The 17535-nt window shown below is 58.9% G+C and carries 10 protein-coding genes; 5 read left to right on the top strand and 5 right to left on the bottom strand.

Features of this window, described 5'->3' with window-relative positions; all coding sequences use genetic code 11:
• The first annotated feature begins 107 nt into the window (after positions 1 to 107).
• Positions 108 to 5087 carry a T9SS type B sorting domain-containing protein gene (locus IPP95_09735; protein ID QQS71468.1) on the top strand — a complete coding sequence of 1660 codons (4980 nt, stop codon included), beginning with the start codon at positions 108 to 110 and terminating at the stop codon, positions 5085 to 5087.
• On the opposite strand, the gene IPP95_09730 is transcribed toward IPP95_09735, so the two are convergent.
• Both IPP95_09730 and IPP95_09725 read right to left on the bottom strand, forming a co-directional pair.
• Positions 5088 to 5864, bottom strand: coding sequence for an amidohydrolase (locus IPP95_09730; GenBank protein QQS71467.1), 777 nt, complete (start codon positions 5862 to 5864; stop codon positions 5088 to 5090).
• Entirely contained in the window at positions 5852 to 6994 is a 1143-nt protein-coding gene (locus IPP95_09725) for an aminotransferase class I/II-fold pyridoxal phosphate-dependent enzyme (protein ID QQS71466.1), read from the bottom strand. The genes IPP95_09730 and IPP95_09725 overlap by 13 nt, the downstream gene beginning before the upstream one ends.
• 67 nt (positions 6995 to 7061) lie before the next feature.
• Between IPP95_09725 and IPP95_09720 the strand changes: the two genes are divergently transcribed.
• Positions 7062 to 7337 (top strand): hypothetical protein, encoded by a 276-nt coding sequence (locus tag IPP95_09720; GenBank protein QQS71465.1) that lies wholly within the window; start codon positions 7062 to 7064, stop codon positions 7335 to 7337.
• Complete coding sequence (locus tag IPP95_09715; protein ID QQS71464.1) at positions 7334 to 7750, top strand: type II toxin-antitoxin system VapC family toxin; 417 nt, start codon at positions 7334 to 7336, stop codon at positions 7748 to 7750. The genes IPP95_09720 and IPP95_09715 overlap by 4 nt, the downstream gene beginning before the upstream one ends.
• A 6-nt stretch (positions 7751 to 7756) precedes the next feature.
• On the opposite strand, the gene IPP95_09710 is transcribed toward IPP95_09715, so the two are convergent.
• Genes IPP95_09710 through IPP95_09700 form a run of 3 tightly spaced genes read right to left on the bottom strand, consistent with a single transcriptional unit; the run spans position 7757 to position 11297 of the window.
• Positions 7757 to 8506 carry a succinate dehydrogenase/fumarate reductase iron-sulfur subunit gene (locus IPP95_09710; protein QQS71463.1) on the bottom strand — a complete coding sequence of 250 codons (750 nt, stop codon included), beginning with the start codon at positions 8504 to 8506 and terminating at the stop codon, positions 7757 to 7759.
• A gap of 54 nt (positions 8507 to 8560) precedes the next feature.
• Positions 8561 to 10564, bottom strand: a complete 2004-nt coding sequence (locus IPP95_09705) for a fumarate reductase/succinate dehydrogenase flavoprotein subunit (GenBank protein ID QQS71462.1) — start codon at positions 10562 to 10564, stop codon at positions 8561 to 8563.
• 43 nt (positions 10565 to 10607) lie between these two features.
• On the bottom strand, positions 10608 to 11297 hold the full coding sequence (locus IPP95_09700; GenBank protein ID QQS71461.1) for a succinate dehydrogenase cytochrome b subunit: 690 nt from the start codon (positions 11295 to 11297) through the stop codon (positions 10608 to 10610).
• Positions 11298 to 11749: 452 nt separating this feature from the next.
• On the opposite strand from IPP95_09700, the gene IPP95_09695 reads away from it, so the two are divergent.
• Positions 11750 to 13921 carry a T9SS type A sorting domain-containing protein gene (locus IPP95_09695; GenBank protein QQS71460.1) on the top strand — a complete coding sequence of 724 codons (2172 nt, stop codon included), beginning with the start codon at positions 11750 to 11752 and terminating at the stop codon, positions 13919 to 13921.
• A 158-nt stretch (positions 13922 to 14079) separates the two neighbouring features.
• Entirely contained in the window at positions 14080 to 17508 is a 3429-nt protein-coding gene (locus tag IPP95_09690) for an isoleucine--tRNA ligase (protein QQS71459.1), read from the top strand.
• The last annotated feature ends 27 nt before the right edge of the window (positions 17509 to 17535 follow it).

The raw sequence follows: 17535 nt of genomic DNA, 5'->3' as shown, positions 1-17535 counted from the left end.
ATTTCGTCGACTAAATTTGTGCGTTCGTCGAAACGAACCTTCTGGCGTCACTCCCGTAACAAGGCGTCGAAAATCCTAAGTCGGCCCCGATTTTGAATCATCCCTGCATGCGTCCACTGCTCAGTGTCCTCTTGCTGCTTGTTGCGACTGTCGCCTCGGCGCAGGCGGAACAATTGGACACACGCGGCCGCGAGTTCTGGTTGGGCTTTATGCAGAATGCCTCCGGCACGCAGCAGCTCTCGGTGAAGATCGCCTCGGCACAGGCCACCTCGGGCACGGTGAGCGTTCCCCTGGCTGGCTGGAGCACGCCCTTCACGGTTGCAGCGAACGGCGTGACCTCAGTGACCGTTCCCAACATCTATGAGGTCACCGGGTCGGAGACCGTACTGGACCGCGGTGTGCATATCACCTCGGTGGCCCCCGTCACAGTGACAGCCGTCAACTATCAGAACCAGACCACCGATGCGACACAGGTAATGCCCGTGAACGGTCTGGGCACTTCCTATCGGGTGGATGCCTTGCCAGGCACCTCCACGGCATTTCCTAACGGCACCTATATCTTCCGTAGTGAGCTGCTTATCGTGGCCACTCAGGACGGTACCTCGGTGAACATCACGCCCACCACCACCACCACGGCCGGCCATGCGCCCAACGTCCCTTTCACGGTGAACTTGGATGCGGGGCAGACCTATCAGGTGCAGGCGCTCAATGGCCTTGCGGACCTTACCGGCACCTTGGTAGAGGGTACTGCTACGAGCGGCCCGTGCCGGCCTTTCGCGGTCTTTGGGGGAAGCATGTGCGCGGTGGTGAACTGTGCGGCATGTGACCATGCGAACGAACAGATGACCCCTGTCAATACATGGGGAACGGCCTTCCATACGGTCCCTTTAGGAAACTTGACCGCATGGGGATACCGCATTCTCGCGAGCGAGGACAACACCTTGGTGACCGTGGACGGCGGAGTTCCGATCAACCTGAACGCCGGGGGATCCCATCAGGTGCTCAACACAGTTCAACCGGTCTGCATCAACGGTGACAAGCCCATCAGCGTCACCCAAATGATGCAAGGCCAGACCTGCGCAGGGATCGGTGATCCCTCCTTGTTGATGTTAATGCCGGACGACCGGATGAGCACCTCCGTCCAGTGGACCACGTTGTTCTCCACACAGTCCGTCATTGGCCACTTCGTCAGCGTGGTGACACCCACCGGTGCGGTCTCACAATTGATGTTGGACGGAAGCCCTGTGTCTGCCGCGATGTTCAGCACCTATCCCGCTTGCGCGGGCATTTCTTACGCCAAGATCTTCATCACGGCCGGCACGCACCGGCTTAGTTCCGCTACCGGGTTCCTGGCCTATGCCTATGGCTTGGCATCCGGCGAGAGCTACATGTACGGTCTCTCCAACAACATGGTAGTCCCGAGCACCCAGGACTCCGTGATCTGCTCGTCTGGCCCCATCACATTGGCCTCGCCGATCGTGTTGGCGAATGCGCAATGGACCACCGCGAGCGACCCCTCCACGGTACTGACCACGGGCAACAGCTATACGTTCACCCCGGACCACAATGATGTCTACCGCGTCGATGGGGAACTTTCACCGAGTGGCTGCCCGAAGCATTTTGAGTTCCAAGTGGGCCTGCCTGTGCAGCCGCAGTTGAACCTCGCCGTGAATGGTGCCGCTACCACTTCAGTCTGTCAGTTCACCTCGGTGCAGCTTAGCACGGGTTCCATCCTTGATGCGCAATGGTTCGACCTGAGCTGGAGCCCCTCGGCCCAGATATCCGACCCCAACATTCCGGACCCTGTGGCCTATCCCAGTGCGGACACATGGTACAAATTGCAGGTATCAAGCCCTGTGGGCTGCGGCTCCGCTGTGGACAGTGTGTTCGTCACCGTGGAGCCCAGCACCATTTTCTCCTTGCGCACCACGGTCTCCGATGACACGATCTGTTCTGGGAACGGCACGGTGCTTCATGCCGAGGTGGAGCGTGTCCTCTTTGCGGATGCTTTTGAAGGCGGTCTGGCACCTTGGTGGGAAAACATGACGGGTGCCAGTGCCAGTGCGGCATGTGGCTCCGTATCGGGCACGGCACTCTATTTCAACGGGGCCGGTTCCCGCCAGGCGACATCTCCTCCGATGGACCTGAGCCATGGGGGCATGGCGCATTTCGCCCTGAAGATCGCTTCGGGTTCCGCCCCCTGCGACGATGCCGATCCAGGAGAGGACGTTGTGCTCGAATACAGTACGAACGGTACTACGTGGACCGTGCTGGCCACCTTCATCGAGAACGCATACCCCTCCTTGACGCAGATGGACGTGGCCGTACCCGCATTGGGCGCCATCGCAGTCAGCACCCGGCTGCGCTGGAGGCAATTGGCGAATTCAGGGGCGGGCCAGGACAACTGGTGCATGGACAATATGCTCATCACCCGGTACGAGGATCCCGTGGAACCGCTCACATGGACCCCTTCGGCCACATTGAGCTCAGGCAACAGCGTGTCACCCACCGCGCACCCGACGAGCGACGTCTGGTACAAGGCGGAAGTGAGCAATGCGTCCGGATGCACCTATGTGGATTCCGTTCGGGTCACGGTGGCGCCCGCCTTCAGCATTCTGCCCATCAGTGATACCACGCGTTGCGGGGTCGCCGGTACCCAGCTACAGGCACAAACAACTTCCGGGTCGGGCATCTCCTGGTCATGGGCACCGGCCACCGGCCTCAATTCCGCCAGCGTTGCGAACCCCGTGGCCACTCCGGCAACGACGACCAACTATACCGTTTCCGCTACAAGCTCCTTGGGTTGCACCGATACGGAGGATGTGATGGTGGGGGTGAGCGGCTTGACCTCGACAACCGCAACAGCCACCGAACTCACCCTCTGTCACGGGGAGCAGGTAGGGCTTTCCACCAACATTGTTTCCACTGCGCCATACTCCATTTCCTGGTCGCCTGCCGGGATCGTTCAAGACCCTATTGCCGCCAATACCACGGCTACGCCCAACGACACGACCACATTCATCTGCACGGTGACGGATACCCAGACCGGATGCGCACAAAGCACGCAAGTAACCGTGAACGTGAACCCGGCCTATTCGGTGGAGCTGACGCATGATACCACGGTCTGCTCGGCATTAGGTATGCAACTGCACATCGCGCACAACCTCACCGCGCCCTATCAGATCAACTGGTCCCCGACCGGTCATTTGAACGCGGACAACATCGCCGCACCGACCATTCTGCTGGACACCACTACAACCTATGTGGTAACCCTGACGGACCAGAACGGTTGTAGCATAGTGGACTCCACCACGATCACCGTGGCCTTTGATAACCTCATCGAGCCCGCGAACGTGAGCGCTTGCGCAGGGCAGTCTTTGGTGCTGAACGCGGGTTTCCCCGGTTCCACCTACGACTGGAACACCAACGAGACCACACAGACCATCTCCGTGACGCAGGCGGGTCAATACACGGCCACGATCACCGATACACATGCTTGCCAAGCGATCATGACCGTCTTCGTCTCGTTCGATCCGTTGCCCGTCGTGGACCTTGGCCCGGATGTGGCCTTATGCGGCGTCACCGAGCATGTGCTCGATGCTGGCAATGCGGGGAACAGTGTGGTGTGGAACACGGGAGCGACCACCGGCCAGATCACCGTCAATGCGACCGGGACCTACAGCGCCACCGTCACCACGCCCGCAGGCTGCCAAGCGGTGGACGCCATGCACATTTCGCTCGACCCTGATCCCGTGGACATGTTGCAGGACGTGACTTCCTGCGAGCTTACGCCCCCGACGTTGAGCGCGGGAAATCCGGGCAGTACCTATCTGTGGAGCACGGCAGAAACATCCGCCGGCATCGTTCCCTTGACCAGCGGAACCTATTCCGTCACGGTGACAACGCCGCAGAACTGCTCCGCTGAATTTGATGCCGTGGTGGTACTGATGCCGAGGGTCTCCGTGGATCTCGGACCGGACCTCGAGCGATGCGCTGGCGAACAGGCGGCACTGGACGCGGGACCAGCCCCCGTCCACTATCTGTGGAACACCGGTGATACCACTTCGGTGTTGATCGTCGATGCCAGCGGCACCTATATCTTGAACGCGACGAACGGTTACTGCACGGACTCCGACACGGCCGTGGTGACCTTCAATCCCGCGCCGGTGGACAACCTTACCGATCAAACCGCATGTATCGGACAAACGACCACGTTCGACGCAGGAAACCCTGGTGCTACCTATGCCTGGAGTTCCGGACAGACAGCTCAGGTGATCACGGTGTCGGCCCATGGCCAGTACGCTGTAACGATCACCGGCGCTAATGGATGCGAGGCCAGCTATGATGCTGATGCGACCTTCGTCAGCCCGCCCGTGGTGGAACTGGGCACGGACTCCGTGCTGTGCTCCGGCGAATGGCTCCTGTTGGACGCGGGCAACCCAGGCCAGACCTATTTGTGGAGCAATGGGGCCACATCGCGCACCATTCCGGTGGGCACTACGGGCACCTATTCCGTGGACGTGAGCAACGGGTATTGCAGCACCTCTGATGAGATCCATGTGATCTTCAACCCTATCCCGGACCGCTTGTCCACGCACCAGTATTTCACCTGTCTGGACGAGGACCCGCACTACGTGGATATCGACGCCGGGAATCCCGGAAGCATTTTTCTGTGGAACGACGGACAAACCACCCCGCTCGTGCATGCGAACGGCTACGGATGGAGAAGCGTGACCATCACCAATGCCTTTGGTTGCTCGTTGACGGACAGTGCGATGGTGAACGAGTTCTGCCGGCCCACGATCTTCATTCCAAACACCTTCACGCCGAACGGTGACGGACGCAACGATGTGTGGCTTCCCGTGGGGAACAACATCGGGGAGTATGAGATGTACGTGTTCGACCGCTGGGGCGGCGTGGTCTTCCATTCCACGGACGTCAACACGGGCTGGGACGGCACCATCAATGGGCAACAGGTGCCGAACGAGGTCTATGCCTTCCGGGTCATTTACCGCCTGATCGAGAATACCGATGGCCATCTCGGATTCGAACAGAGCCGTCTGGGCCACGTGCAGGTGCTGCGCTGATCAGGGCTTCAGGTCGAAGCCGTCCGTTTCCATCCCCACCGGGAATTTCTCCCGGAAGTCCATCAATGCGACCGCATCGAACGCGGCATGTGTGATGCAGTCGTTGGCCGGTTTGCATGAGGCAATCACTTGCCCCTTGGGATCGATCATCACGCTATCTCCGGTGTAATGGATGCCCTTGCCGTCCATGCCCACGCGGTTCACGCCCACCACGTAGCACTGGTTCTCAATGGCGCGCGCGATCAGCAGTTGGCTCCATGGATAACTGCGTGCTTCGGGCCAGTTCGCCACGTATAGCGCAGCATCGTAATCGCCCTTGTTGCGCGCAAAAACTGGAAAGCGCAGGTCGAAGCAGATCTGCAACAGGATGCGCCATCCGCGCCACTCCACAACCACGCGGTCCCGGCCGGGGTTGAAGTGGTCCGTCTCCTTCGCGAAGCGGAACAAGTGCCGTTTGTCGTAGTGCGTAACGCTGCCGCCCGGTGTGACGAAAAGACCGCGATTGAAGGTCTTTCCATCTTCAGCGATGATCACGCTTCCATAGACCGCAGCATCCGTGTGCGCGGCTTGCTCCTTCATCCAGTGCACGGTCTTGCCATCCATCGTCTCGGCCAAGGCGGTGTTCATAGTGAAGCCGGTAGTGAACATCTCAGGTAGCACACAGAGGTCAGTGCTGCCTTTCAGCCTTTCCAACTTACCGGCGAACAAGGCCCGGTTGGCGGTCGCATTCTCCCAATGGAGCATGCTTTGTACGAGTGTCACTCTTAGATCGCGCATAGCTTTTCAATGGCGTTGTCCAACGTTTCATCCTGCTTCGCGAAGCAGAACCGGAGCAGGCGCTGGCCCGGCGGCGGGTCCTTGTAGAACGGGCTGAGCGGGATCGCAGCCACGCCATGTTCCGTGGCCAAGCGCTTCGCGAAAATAAGGTCGGACTCGCCGCTGATCTTGCTGTAATCCGCAAGCTGGAAATAGCTGCCTTCGCAAGGCAACGGCTCGAACGGCGATGCGCGCAAACCGATGAGAAAACGGTCGCGCTTGGCCTGGTAGAACTGAGGGAGTGCTTCGTAGTGCAATGGGTCCCTCAGGTATTCCGCCAGTGCATATTGCATCGGCGTGTTCACGCTGAAGACGTTGAACTGATGCACTTTCCTGAACTCTGCCATCAGGGCTTTCGGCGCAAGGATATAGCCCATTTTCCAGCCGGTGGCATGGAACACCTTGCCGAAGCTGAACACGACAAAGGCACGATCGCGCAGCTCCGGATAGCGGATCGCGGAGGCATGTTGCTCACCGTCGAAGACCAAGTGCTCGTAAACCTCGTCGCTTATGAGGATGATGTCGGTGCTGCGCAGGATCTGGGCGATCGCGCGCATGTCCGCATCGCGCAGGATGGTGCCCGCCGGGTTGTGAGGCGTGTTGATCATCAGCACGCGCGTTTTCGGCGTTATCGCTTGGCGCAACGCCCCCGCATCGAACTTCATGTCGTTGCCCAAGCGCACATGCACCGGCGTGCCGCCGAAGAGTTCCACCGTAGGCGCATAGCAGTCGTAAGCGGGATCGATGATGACCACTTCGTCCCCAGGCTGAACGATCGCGCCTATCGCGGTGAACAACGCCTGCGTGGCCCCGGCGGTAGCGGTGACTTCCGTGTCCGGATCATAGCTGAAGTCATAGAGGCGCTCCACTTTCGCAACGATCGCTTCGCGCAACGCGGGCAACCCGGGCATGGGCGCGTACTGATTATGGCCCGACCTCATAGCGGCATGCGCCAGTTCGCTCAGCTTCTCATCGATCGGGAAATCCGGAAAGCCTTGGCTGAGGTTGATCGCACCGCTCTCCTGCGCCAGCTTGCTCATCACGGAGAAGATCGTGGTGCCGACGTTGGGGAGCTTGCTTTTCAGTGACATCGGGTCGAAGCTACGAAGCGGACGGTGTATGTATAGCGACTACCATTGTACGTATCTTTGATGGACCATGAAGAAGAAGGTCACTCTCAGTCTGAACCAACGCACCGTGGCGATGCTGAGGAAAGCGGGTGCGCGCCGGGCCAAGCCCATGAGCGCCATTGTGGACGAGCTGGTGGAAGAGTTGGAGAAGAAGGAGAAGGCTAAGGAGGACGATTTCGCTTGGCTCGAAGAGATGGGGACGTGGCTTTCAGGGAAGATCTCCATCAAGGACTTAGAGGAAGATCCTCGACTGGCCTATGCATATGGGTACAAGCCGAAGAAGAAAGCTTCAAAGAAGGAATGAGGTTCTTCCTTGACACGAACGTCCTCTTCGACCTGTTCGAAGAGGAACGACCCTCGCACAGGGATTCGTTCCGGTTGGTGAAGCAAGGTCTCTTGGGTCAAGTGGAACTCGTTGTTACCGCCGCTTCCGTGATGACCATGATCTATTCCTTGCAGCGGTACAAGCTGCCCCGTGAATTGATCATCGGTCGACTGAACAAGATCTTGCCACATATGGAGGTCGCTCAAGTAACAGCGACAGAACTGAGTGCCGGTATCAACAACGAGTGGACCGACATTGAGGATGCCATCCAGTTCCATGCTGCTGTTGTTTCAGGCCCTATCGACGCCATCGTAAGCAACGACAAGGACTTCAAGCAGCAAAAGTTGGTGCCCGTGCTTACGCCGAAGCAAGCGTTGAGGCGGGTGAAGTGAACCCGCTCACTCCTTCGTCACGCTCGCCCCCAAATATTCGCGGTTCAACCGTGCGATGTTCTCCAGCGAGATATCCTTCGGGCACTCGATCTCGCAAGCGCCGATGTTGGTGCAATTACCAAAGCCTTCCTTGTCCATCTGCTCCACCATGTTGAGGGCGCGCTCCTTTGCTTCAGGGCGGCCTTGTGGCAGCAGGGCGTACTGGCTCACTTTGGCGGCCACGAAGAGCATGGCGGAACTGTTCGGGCAGGCGGCTACGCAGGCACCGCAGCCAATGCAGGCGGCAGCGTCGAACGCTTTGTCCGAGCTCAGTTTGGCGATGGGCTGTGCGTTGGCATCCACGAGCTTGCCCATGGTGTTCACGCTCACGAAGCCACCGGCGGCCTGGATGCGGTCGAACGCGCCGCGGTCCACCACCAAGTCCTTGATCACCGGAAATGAACCGGCGCGCCAAGGTTCCACGTGGATCACATCGCCATCCTTGAACTTGCGCATGTGCAGTTGGCAGGTGGTGATGTGGCGGCTCGGGCCGTGCGGTCGCCCGTCGATGAAGAGGCTGCACGCGCCACAGATGCCTTCCCGGCAATCGTGGTCGAAGGCGATCGGTTCCTGCCCTTCACGCACCAGCTTGTCGTTGAGCACATCGAGCATTTCGAGGAAGGACATGTCCTCGGAGATGTCGGTGACGGGGTAGTCCACCATGGCGCCTTTGGCGTCCGGGCCTGCCTGCCTCCAGATCTTCAATGTCAATTTCATATTGCCCATTTGCCTTGGTATTTGTTGAGGTCGGCTTCGCGGCCGGCGCTACTTCTATTTGTATGAACGTTGCGACAATTTCAACGCATCGAACGTCAGCTCCTCCTTGTGCATCACTTCGCTGCCGGGATCGTTCTTCCATTCCCAAGCGGCCACGTATGCGTAGTTGTCGTCGTCGCGTAGCGCTTCGCCCTCCTCGGTCTGGTATTCCTCCCGGAAGTGGCCACCGCAGCTTTCGTTGCGGTTCAGTGCATCCATGCACATCAGTTCGCCCAGCTCCAGGAAATCGGCGACGCGACCTGCTTTTTCCAGTTCTTGGTTAAATTCATTCGGCTTGCCCGGTACGCGGACGTTCGCCCAGAAGTCCTCGCGGATCTTGCGGATCTCCTCGATCCCTTCTTGGAGTCCCTTCGCATTGCGCGCCATGCCGCACTTCTCCCACATCACCTTGCCGAGGCGCTTGTGGAAGTGATCCACGGGCTCGGTGCCTTTCGTGCTGAAGAACTTATCGATGCGCTCACGCACGGTCTTCTCGGCTTCTACGAATTCCGCGGTGTCGGTCTTGATCGGTCCTGTACGGATCTCCGATGAGAGCTGGTCGGCGATGGTGTATGGCAGGATGAAGTAGCCGTCCGCCAAGCCTTGCATCAGGGCCGATGCACCGAGCCGGTTCGCGCCGTGATCACTGAAATTCGCTTCGCCAAGCACGTACATGCCGGGCACGGTGCTCTGCAGGTTGTAGTCCACCCACAGGCCGCCCATGGTGTAGTGTACCGCGGGGTAGATCTTCATGGCATGCACATAGGCATTCTCACCCACGATGTTCTCATACATGTCGAAGAGGTTGCCGTACTTCTCACTTACCACCTTCATCCCCAGTTCGCGGATCTTCTCCGGTGAAGGGTTGTCGATGTGGTGGACATTCGCTTCCGACTTGCCATAACGTTCGATGGCCGAGGCGAAGTCGAGGTATACGGCCTCGCCGGTCCTGTTCACTCCGAAGCCCGCGTCGCAGCGTTCCTTGGCAGCACGGCTGGCCACATCGCGCGGCACGAGGTTGCCGAAGCTGGGGTAGCGGCGCTCGAGGTAGTAGTCGCGGTCGTCTTCGGCGATGTCGCTGCCTTTCTTCTTGCCCTCCTGGATCGCCTTGGCATCCTCCAGCTTCTTCGGCACCCAGATGCGGCCGTCGTTGCGGAGGCTCTCGCTCATCAGCGTGAGTTTGCTCTGGTGGTCGCCGCTCACAGGGATGCACGTCGGGTGGATCTGCGTGTAGCACGGGTTGGCCATGTAGGCGCCGCGCTTGTGCGCTTTCCATGCAGCGGTGACGTTGCTGCCCATGGCGTTAGTGCTGAGGAAGAACGCGTTGCCGTAGCCGCCGGTGCAGAGCAGCACGGCATGTGCGCCGTGGCGTTCCAGCTCACCGGTCACGAGGTTCCGCGCAATGATGCCGCGTGCCTTTCCATCCACAACAACCAGGTCCAGCATCTCGTGGCGGTCGTACATCTTCACCTTGCCCTTGCCCACTTGGCGCATTAACGCGCTGTAGGCACCAAGAAGCAGCTGTTGCCCTGTTTGCCCGCGGGCGTAGAACGTGCGGCTCACGAGCGCGCCACCGAAGGAACGGTTGTCCAGCAGTCCGCCGTAGTCGCGGGCGAAGGGCACGCCTTGGGCCACGCACTGATCGATGATACTGGCGCTGACCTCGGCCAAGCGCCAGGTGTTCGATTCACGGGCGCGGTAGTCGCCGCCCTTCAGGGTGTCGTAGAAAAGGCGATACACCGAGTCGCCGTCATTGGGGTAGTTCTTAGCGGCGTTGATGCCGCCCTGTGCGGCGATGCTGTGCGCGCGGCGCGAACTGTCCTGAAAGCAAAAGGCTTTCACGTTATAGCCCATCTCCGCTAGTGAAGCCGCAGCGGAGGCACCCGCAAGCCCGGTGCCCACCACGATGACGTCGATGCGGCGCTTATTGGCCGGGTTCACCAAACGGATATGGTCCTTGTGCTCGCTCCATTTCTTTTCGATCGGACCGGCGGGGACTTTAGCGTCGAGGATGCTCATGGCAGTTGCGGTTCAATTATGGCGAATACGATCTTGGCCCGGGTCATTTCACCCAGCCCAAGTACATGCTCACCGGCATGGAAGCGAAGAGGAGAGGGACGATGATGGAAAAGGCCGCGCCGCAGAACGCGATGGCACTGTTGTACTTGCGGTGGTTCAGGCCGAGGGACTGGAAGGCGCTCTTGAAGCCGTGCAGCAAGTGCCAGAACAGCGAGAAGCAGCCCAGCACGTACACCAACATCACGATCGGACTGGAGAACACGTCGGCCATCAAGGCGAAGAGGTTCTCCTGACCGATGGCGTCCACGCCATAAGGCTCCATGCTGCCGGTAAGGATGCGCGTCTTCACCCAAAAGTGCCAGAGATGGACGATGAGGAAGAGCAGGATCAACGTGCCAAGGATGCCCATGCTGCGCGAATACCACTTGCTGTTCGCGTTGTGCTTGGCAAACGCATAATCCTTCGGGCGCGCGGCGCGGTTCTGCTTCCAGAGCATGAGGCCGTCCACCACGTGGAGGATGAGGCCGAGGAAGAGCACCAGCTCCATCGTTCGGATTATGAGATTGGTGCCCATGAAGTGCGCCCAGGTGTTGAAGGTCACGCCGCCGTCGTTGAAGAAGATCATCGCGTTGATCGCGGCGTGGACCGCGAGGAACGTGATAAGGAAAAGGCCCGTCAGGGCCATCCAATACTTCTTAGCGAGCGAAGAGCCGAAGAGTCCTTGTCGTGCCATGCGTGGGATTGGCGGTAGTTCGCCGGTTGGTCCACCGCAAAAGTAGCTGCGGGAAAAATGGGCTGAAAGTGCAAGGTGTCACGACTCCTTATCTGGAATCGTTCTATTCAGGAGAAAGGCCTTCTTTTTCTCGCTGGGCCAGCACTCCCGGCACTTCTCCGTGAGATGGGCTTGCAACCTCTCTCGCGGAGATCAGCATCGTACCCCCGCAAGAAGGCGTGCTGGTGGACACCCTTTGATACGGGGATCATCCGGCAGTACCGGTGAACGGTTGCCTTTCCGCTATGAGGAAGCGTCGTGGTATCCCGTTTGAAATAGAGGACCTCACCTTAGATTGCGCGCCGTTGTCAACCATCAGGCGCAGCACAAGTTGCGATCGGCTCAAATTGGATCGCAAACCACCGCTTCAGCTCACGGGTGTCATTTCCCGGAGAATCCGGCTCAACATCAACATGAAGAAATTTCTGACCATCCCTTTGTTGTGCGCACTGTCATTCCAAGCTCGTGCCCAGTACGTAATTCCGGATACCGCGTTGGTGGCACTCTTTCAGCAATGGTACCCTTCGCTAATGACCGGCAATGTGTTGGACACCATCAATTCAAATTCTCCCTTCATTACGGTGCTCAACTTTGAGAACACGAATGTGACCGACCTGTCTGGGATCCAGTACTTTGATAGCGTAACTACCATTTACATCACCAACAGTCCGGTGAGCTACATACCGGAATTGCCCGACTCGTTGGAATATTTATACTGTGACAACACACAGCTCGCGAGTTTGCCACCGATGCCCAGCACACTGGTTTCGCTCCAGATCCAAAACAGCCCACTTACCGGTTTGCCTGCGCTACCTGCTTCCTTGATCGATCTGCGCACCATCAATTGCCCCATCACCAGCTTGCCCACGCTTCCGCCCAACTTGGATCGGCTTATGTGCATGAACGGCCAGCTTACCAGCCTTCCCGCGTTGCCCGATACCATGTACTACCTGCACGTCCCCGATAACTTCCTGACCACTCTACCTCCATTGCCGTCGAACCTCGGTGTTATGTGGGTGGATCAGAACCAGCTTACGAGCCTACCCGAATTGCCGCCACACTTGTACCAATTGTTATGTAACAACAATCAACTGAGCTGCCTACCCGCGCTGCCTTCATCCCTTACGCAGTTGAATTGCGTCGGCAACTACCTCAATTGCTTACCGAACGAGCCGATGGATCTTGGCCCTTACGGTACCGGCGGCAACGACTCCAACTTGGGTTTCAGTCCGATGGTCTGCGGCCCTGGCGATGCTTGTTTCCCGGCGGAAGTAGTAAGCGGGATCATCTTCGATGACATGAACGGGAATGGGGTGCTGGATGCGGGTGAGCCACCTTTTGCGAGTGGTGTAGCGGAGGCCATGCCGGGCCACACGCTTAGCAGTGGAGATGTCAACGGCAGGTATGTTCTGCCTGTCGGCGCGGGTTCGTTCACCGTACAAGGGCGTCCGGTGCCCTACCATAGTATCACAACTCAGGCTTACTCAGCAACCATTGTTCCGGGGCAATCCGATTCGTTAAACCATATCGGCTACCAGGCCATTCCGGGTGTCTTTGATCTGATGGCCGAGATCCACGCGGATGCCACCCGGCCGGGGTTCAACAACAACGTGTATGTGCAAGTAGAGAATGCTGGGACGGAGGCAACCATTGCCACGATCAACTTCGATTTCGATGCGGACCAGACCTGGATCGCAACCCTCGTGGCACCTGCATCGCAAACGGGGAATATGGCGAGCTGGACTGTTCCATTGGCTGCCGGAGCAACATGGAATGCAACGGTAACACTGCACACGGATGCTGCCGCCCCCTTGGGCTTGGCCATAGATCATGACCTGAACGCATTGCAGGCAGCCAACGACTCCACACCTACGAACAACAGCGCGCATTGGCACGACATTGTGGTAGGCTCCTTCGACCCCAACGACAAGACCGCTTATCCAGCAGCCATGAGCCCGGCACAATTGGCGAGCGGACAACCGATCGAATACGTCATCCGCTTCCAGAACACGGGGACCTACTTGGCCGAGAACGTGCGTGTGACCGATACGCTGAGCAGCGATCTGGATCAAGCCACGGTCAAGTACATCAGCGCATCGCATAGCAACCATTGGCAGCTGAGCAATGGCGTGTTGGTATTCCAGTTCGATAACATCCAGCTCCCGGACAGCAATGCCAATGAGCCCGGCAGCCACGGCTTCGTGAAATTCAGCATCAACCCGAGCCAGGGTCTCGCGGTAGGTGAAAGTGTGACGAACATCGCCAACATCTACTTCGATTACAACCAACCGGTGATCACGGAACCGTGTGTGTTTTTGATCGACGCTACCAACGGTGTGGATGCGGTCGGATCCAGCGCATTACGGATCTATCCGAATCCAACAAGTGGCCTGCTGGTAATGAACAGCGAGCAGGAATTGAAATACATCTCGGTGCTTCAGGTTGATGGACGGTCGGTACAAAGCGAGATCGCAACAGGGCTGGAGCATCAACTCGATCTGTCATCGTTACAGAACGGGGTGTACTTGGTCAACGTTGTTACGGAGCGCGGCAACTTCACATCACGGGTCGTGGTGCAACGTTGAGGCTGCGGATCATACCGAAGGTCCCCACATTTGACCTCTTCGGTACCCGCAATTGGGGCAGGCCTCTTCCCCTTTGACTTTGGTTTTACCAGCAATACCGGTGAGTGGAGCGATCAGCAGGCCCGTCGGGTTATCTTTGTGGCCCTTCAAAAACCGCCATGGACAAGCGTTTCCCGCAATACGATGAGTTGGACCTTCCGAAGCTGGCGGCGGATATCCTGAAGCAGTGGGAAGCGGAGGACACGTTCGGTCAGAGCTTAGAGCTGCGGAAGGACCTGCCTACCGGACAGGCAGGCGCGCCGCCGTTCGTGTTCTACGAAGGCCCGCCCAGTGCCAACGGCCTGCCGGGCATCCACCACGTGATGGCCCGCACCATCAAGGACATCTTCTGCCGCTTCCAAACGCAGCAAGGCAAGCGCGTGGACCGCAAGGCCGGTTGGGATACGCACGGGCTGCCCATCGAACTCGGTGTGGAGAAGGAGCTCGGCATCACCAAGGAGGACATCGGCAAGAGCATCTCCGTGGAGGATTACAACCGCAAGTGCAAGGAGGCGGTGATGCGCTACACCGACGTGTGGAACGACCTCACGAAGCGCATCGGCTTCTGGCTCGACATGGAGCACCCTTACGTCACCTACAAGACGCCCTACATCGAAAGCGTGTGGTGGCTGTTGAAGCAGCTGCACGAAAAGGACCTCTTGTACAAGGGCTACACCATCCAGCCGTATTCGCCCGCCGCGGGCACCGGCCTCAGCAGCCACGAGCTCAATCAGCCCGGCACCTACAAGCCGATGAAGGACACGACCGCCGTGGCCATGTTCAAGGTGAAGGAGGATGAGAACAGTGAGTTCCTCTTCACCGATCCATTTGGCGATGTTTTCATCCTTGCTTGGACCACTACGCCGTGGACACTGCCCAGCAACACCGCGCTTACCGTTGGGCCGAAGTTGGAGTATGTGCGGATCAAGACCTTCAACCCGTACACGCACGAGCCGAACACCGTGGTGCTGGCGAAGTCGCGCGTCTCAGCGTACTTCAACGAGAAGAACAAGGACGCCTCCATCGATGACTACAAAGGCGACGGCAAGAACATCCCGTGGACCATCGATGGCGAGTTCTATGGCCACCAGTTGGAAGGCATCCGCTACGAGCAATTGCTGGATTTCGCGCAGCCCAATGACGGCGACGCATTCAAGGTGATCGGCGGCGATTTCGTGACTACCGAGGACGGCACCGGCGTGGTACACACCGCACCCAGCTTCGGTGCGGACGACATGCGCGTCGCACGTCAGCACGGCATCGGATCGCTCACGTTGGTTGATCTGCAAGGCCGGTTCATCAAGGAGATGGGCTCCTTCGCCGGGAAGTATGTGAAGAACGAATACTACCCCGATGGCACCGCGCCGGAGAAGAGCGTGGACGTGGAGATCGCCATCCTGCTGAAGGAGATGGGCCGCGCTTTCAAAGTGGAGAAGTACGAGCACAACTATCCGCATTGCTGGCGCACCGACAAGCCGATCCTCTACTACCCGTTGGACAGCTGGTTCGTGCGCAGCACCGCCAAGAAGGAGCGCATGGTGGAGCTGAACAAGACCATCACGTGGAAGCCTGAAAGCACCGGCACGGGCCGCTTCGGCAACTGGCTGGAGAACCTGCAGGACTGGAACCTCAGCCGCAGCCGCTACTGGGGGATCCCGTTGCCCATCTGGCGCACTGCGGATGGCGATGAGGAGTTATGCATTGGTACCCTCGCGCAGTTGAAAACGGAGATCGAACGCGCCATCAAGGCCGGTGTGATGACCGAGGATCCGCTTAAGAACTTCGACACGGAACATCCTTCCGCAGCGCAGTATGATGCCATCGATCTGCACAAACCTTACGTGGACCGCATCACGCTGGTAAGTCCGGGCGGCAAGCCGATGAAGCGCGAGAGCGACCTCATTGACGTGTGGTTCGACAGCGGCAGCATGCCCTACGCGCAATGGGGCCTCGACTACGAAAAACTGAAGGCCAACGATCCGCGTCCGTTCAACGCGCCCTTCGACGTGAGCTATCCGGCGGATTTCATCGCCGAGGGCGTGGACCAGACGCGCGGTTGGTTCTACACCATGCACGCCATCAGCACGCTCGTGTTCGACCAGGTGGCCTACAAGGCCGTGGTGAGCAACGGTCTGGTGCTGGACAAGAACGGCCAGAAGATGAGCAAGCGCCTCGGCAACGCCGTGGACCCGTTCAAGACGCTGGACGCCTACGGGGCCGATGCCGTGCGCTGGTATATGATCAGCAACGCGCAGCCCTGGGACAACCTGAAGTTCGACGCCGAGGGCATCACCGAAGTGCAGCGCAAATTCTTCCGCGCGCTCTTCAACACCTACGGCTTCTTCGCGCTCTACGCCAATATCGACGGTTTCGATGTGAAGACCGCCCCGGTGCCCATGGCGAAGCGCACCGAGATGGACCGCTGGGTGCTTTCGCGCTTGAACAGCCTCCTCGTCCAAGTCCAGGAAGCCTACGACACCTACGAGCCCACGCAGGCCGCACGCGCCATCCAGGATTTCGTGGTGGAGGACCTCAGCAACTGGTACGTCCGCCTGAACCGACGCCGCTTCTGGAAAGGTGAACCCCTCGGCTCCGCTCGGGGGTCTGACAAACTGGCGGCGTTCCAAACGCTGCACCGCTGCCTCGAAGTTGTGGCGATGCTCAGCGCACCCATCGCACCCTTTTTCAGCGACCGGCTCTACCGCGACCTTACCGGAGGAAGCGTCCACCTGAGCGACTGGCCGAAGGCGGATAAGTCCTTGATCGACACCGTGCTGGAGAAGCGCACGGCATTGGCGCAAAGACTTACCTCACTGGTGCTTTCCATCCGCAAGAAGGAAGGCCACCGTGTGCGGCAGCCGCTGCGGAAAATGATGGTGCCCGCGCTGGACGATGCCATGCGCAGCGACCTCGAAGCCATCCGCGACCTGGTGCTCAGCGAAGTGAACGTGAAGGAACTGGTGATGCTCGATCCCAGCGAAAGCAAACTCACGAAGAAGATCAAGCCCGACTTCAAGAAGCTCGGTGCACGGCTTGGAAAGCGGATGAAATCGGCCGCTGCCGCCATCAATGGTTTCGATCAGGACCGCATTGCCGAACTGGAAAGAGAGGGCCGCATCACGCTCGATCTGGACGACGGACCGTTGGAGATCCTACTGGAAGAAGTGGAGATTTCCGCCGATTACGTGCCGGGCCTGAGCGTGGCTTCCGAGGGCGGCTTGACCGTGGCCTTGGACATCACGTTGGACGATGAACTGTTTCAGGAAGGCATGGCCCGCGAGCTGGTGAGCCGCATCCAAACCCTGCGGAAAGAGAGCGGATTGGAGGTGACGGACCGGATCGAGCTGCACATCCAGCGGAACGGGGGAGGGCCTTTTGAGCAGGCCGTGAAGGCGCATGCCGGGCATATTTTGGCCGAAACGCTGGCGTTGACCGCTGAAAACCAGCTACTTGTGTTGGAACTGGACCCTGCCTTCGGTACGCCGGTCGAGGTGGATCTGGAAGGTGCCGGGAAGTGCTTGCTGGCCTTGGCCAAAGCGGTCAAGTGAGCCTCAAAATTGACTATATTCGCGGAC

Source organism: Flavobacteriales bacterium (genome assembly GCA_016700415.1).
Lineage (GTDB): Bacteria > Bacteroidota > Bacteroidia > Flavobacteriales_F > PHOS-HE28 > PHOS-HE28.
The sequence above is the reverse complement of the archived record's forward strand: the minus strand, read 5'-3'. Positions and strand labels throughout refer to the sequence as shown.

What these genes read in the sequence shown, in the direction of transcription:
- IPP95_09735 (QQS71468.1), top strand. Translation starts at nt 108, where the DNA reads ATGCGTCCACTGCTCAGTGTCCTCTTGCTGCTTGTTGCGACTGTCGCC.
- IPP95_09730 (QQS71467.1), bottom strand. Translation starts at nt 5,864, where the DNA reads ATGCGCGATCTAAGAGTGACACTCGTACAAAGCATGCTCCATTGGGAG.
- IPP95_09725 (QQS71466.1), bottom strand. Translation starts at nt 6,994, where the DNA reads ATGTCACTGAAAAGCAAGCTCCCCAACGTCGGCACCACGATCTTCTCC.
- IPP95_09720 (QQS71465.1), top strand. Translation starts at nt 7,062, where the DNA reads ATGAAGAAGAAGGTCACTCTCAGTCTGAACCAACGCACCGTGGCGATG.
- IPP95_09715 (QQS71464.1), top strand. Translation starts at nt 7,334, where the DNA reads ATGAGGTTCTTCCTTGACACGAACGTCCTCTTCGACCTGTTCGAAGAG.
- IPP95_09710 (QQS71463.1), bottom strand. Translation starts at nt 8,506, where the DNA reads ATGAAATTGACATTGAAGATCTGGAGGCAGGCAGGCCCGGACGCCAAA.
- IPP95_09705 (QQS71462.1), bottom strand. Translation starts at nt 10,564, where the DNA reads ATGAGCATCCTCGACGCTAAAGTCCCCGCCGGTCCGATCGAAAAGAAA.
- IPP95_09700 (QQS71461.1), bottom strand. Translation starts at nt 11,297, where the DNA reads ATGGCACGACAAGGACTCTTCGGCTCTTCGCTCGCTAAGAAGTATTGG.
- IPP95_09695 (QQS71460.1), top strand. Translation starts at nt 11,750, where the DNA reads ATGAAGAAATTTCTGACCATCCCTTTGTTGTGCGCACTGTCATTCCAA.
- IPP95_09690 (QQS71459.1), top strand. Translation starts at nt 14,080, where the DNA reads ATGGACAAGCGTTTCCCGCAATACGATGAGTTGGACCTTCCGAAGCTG.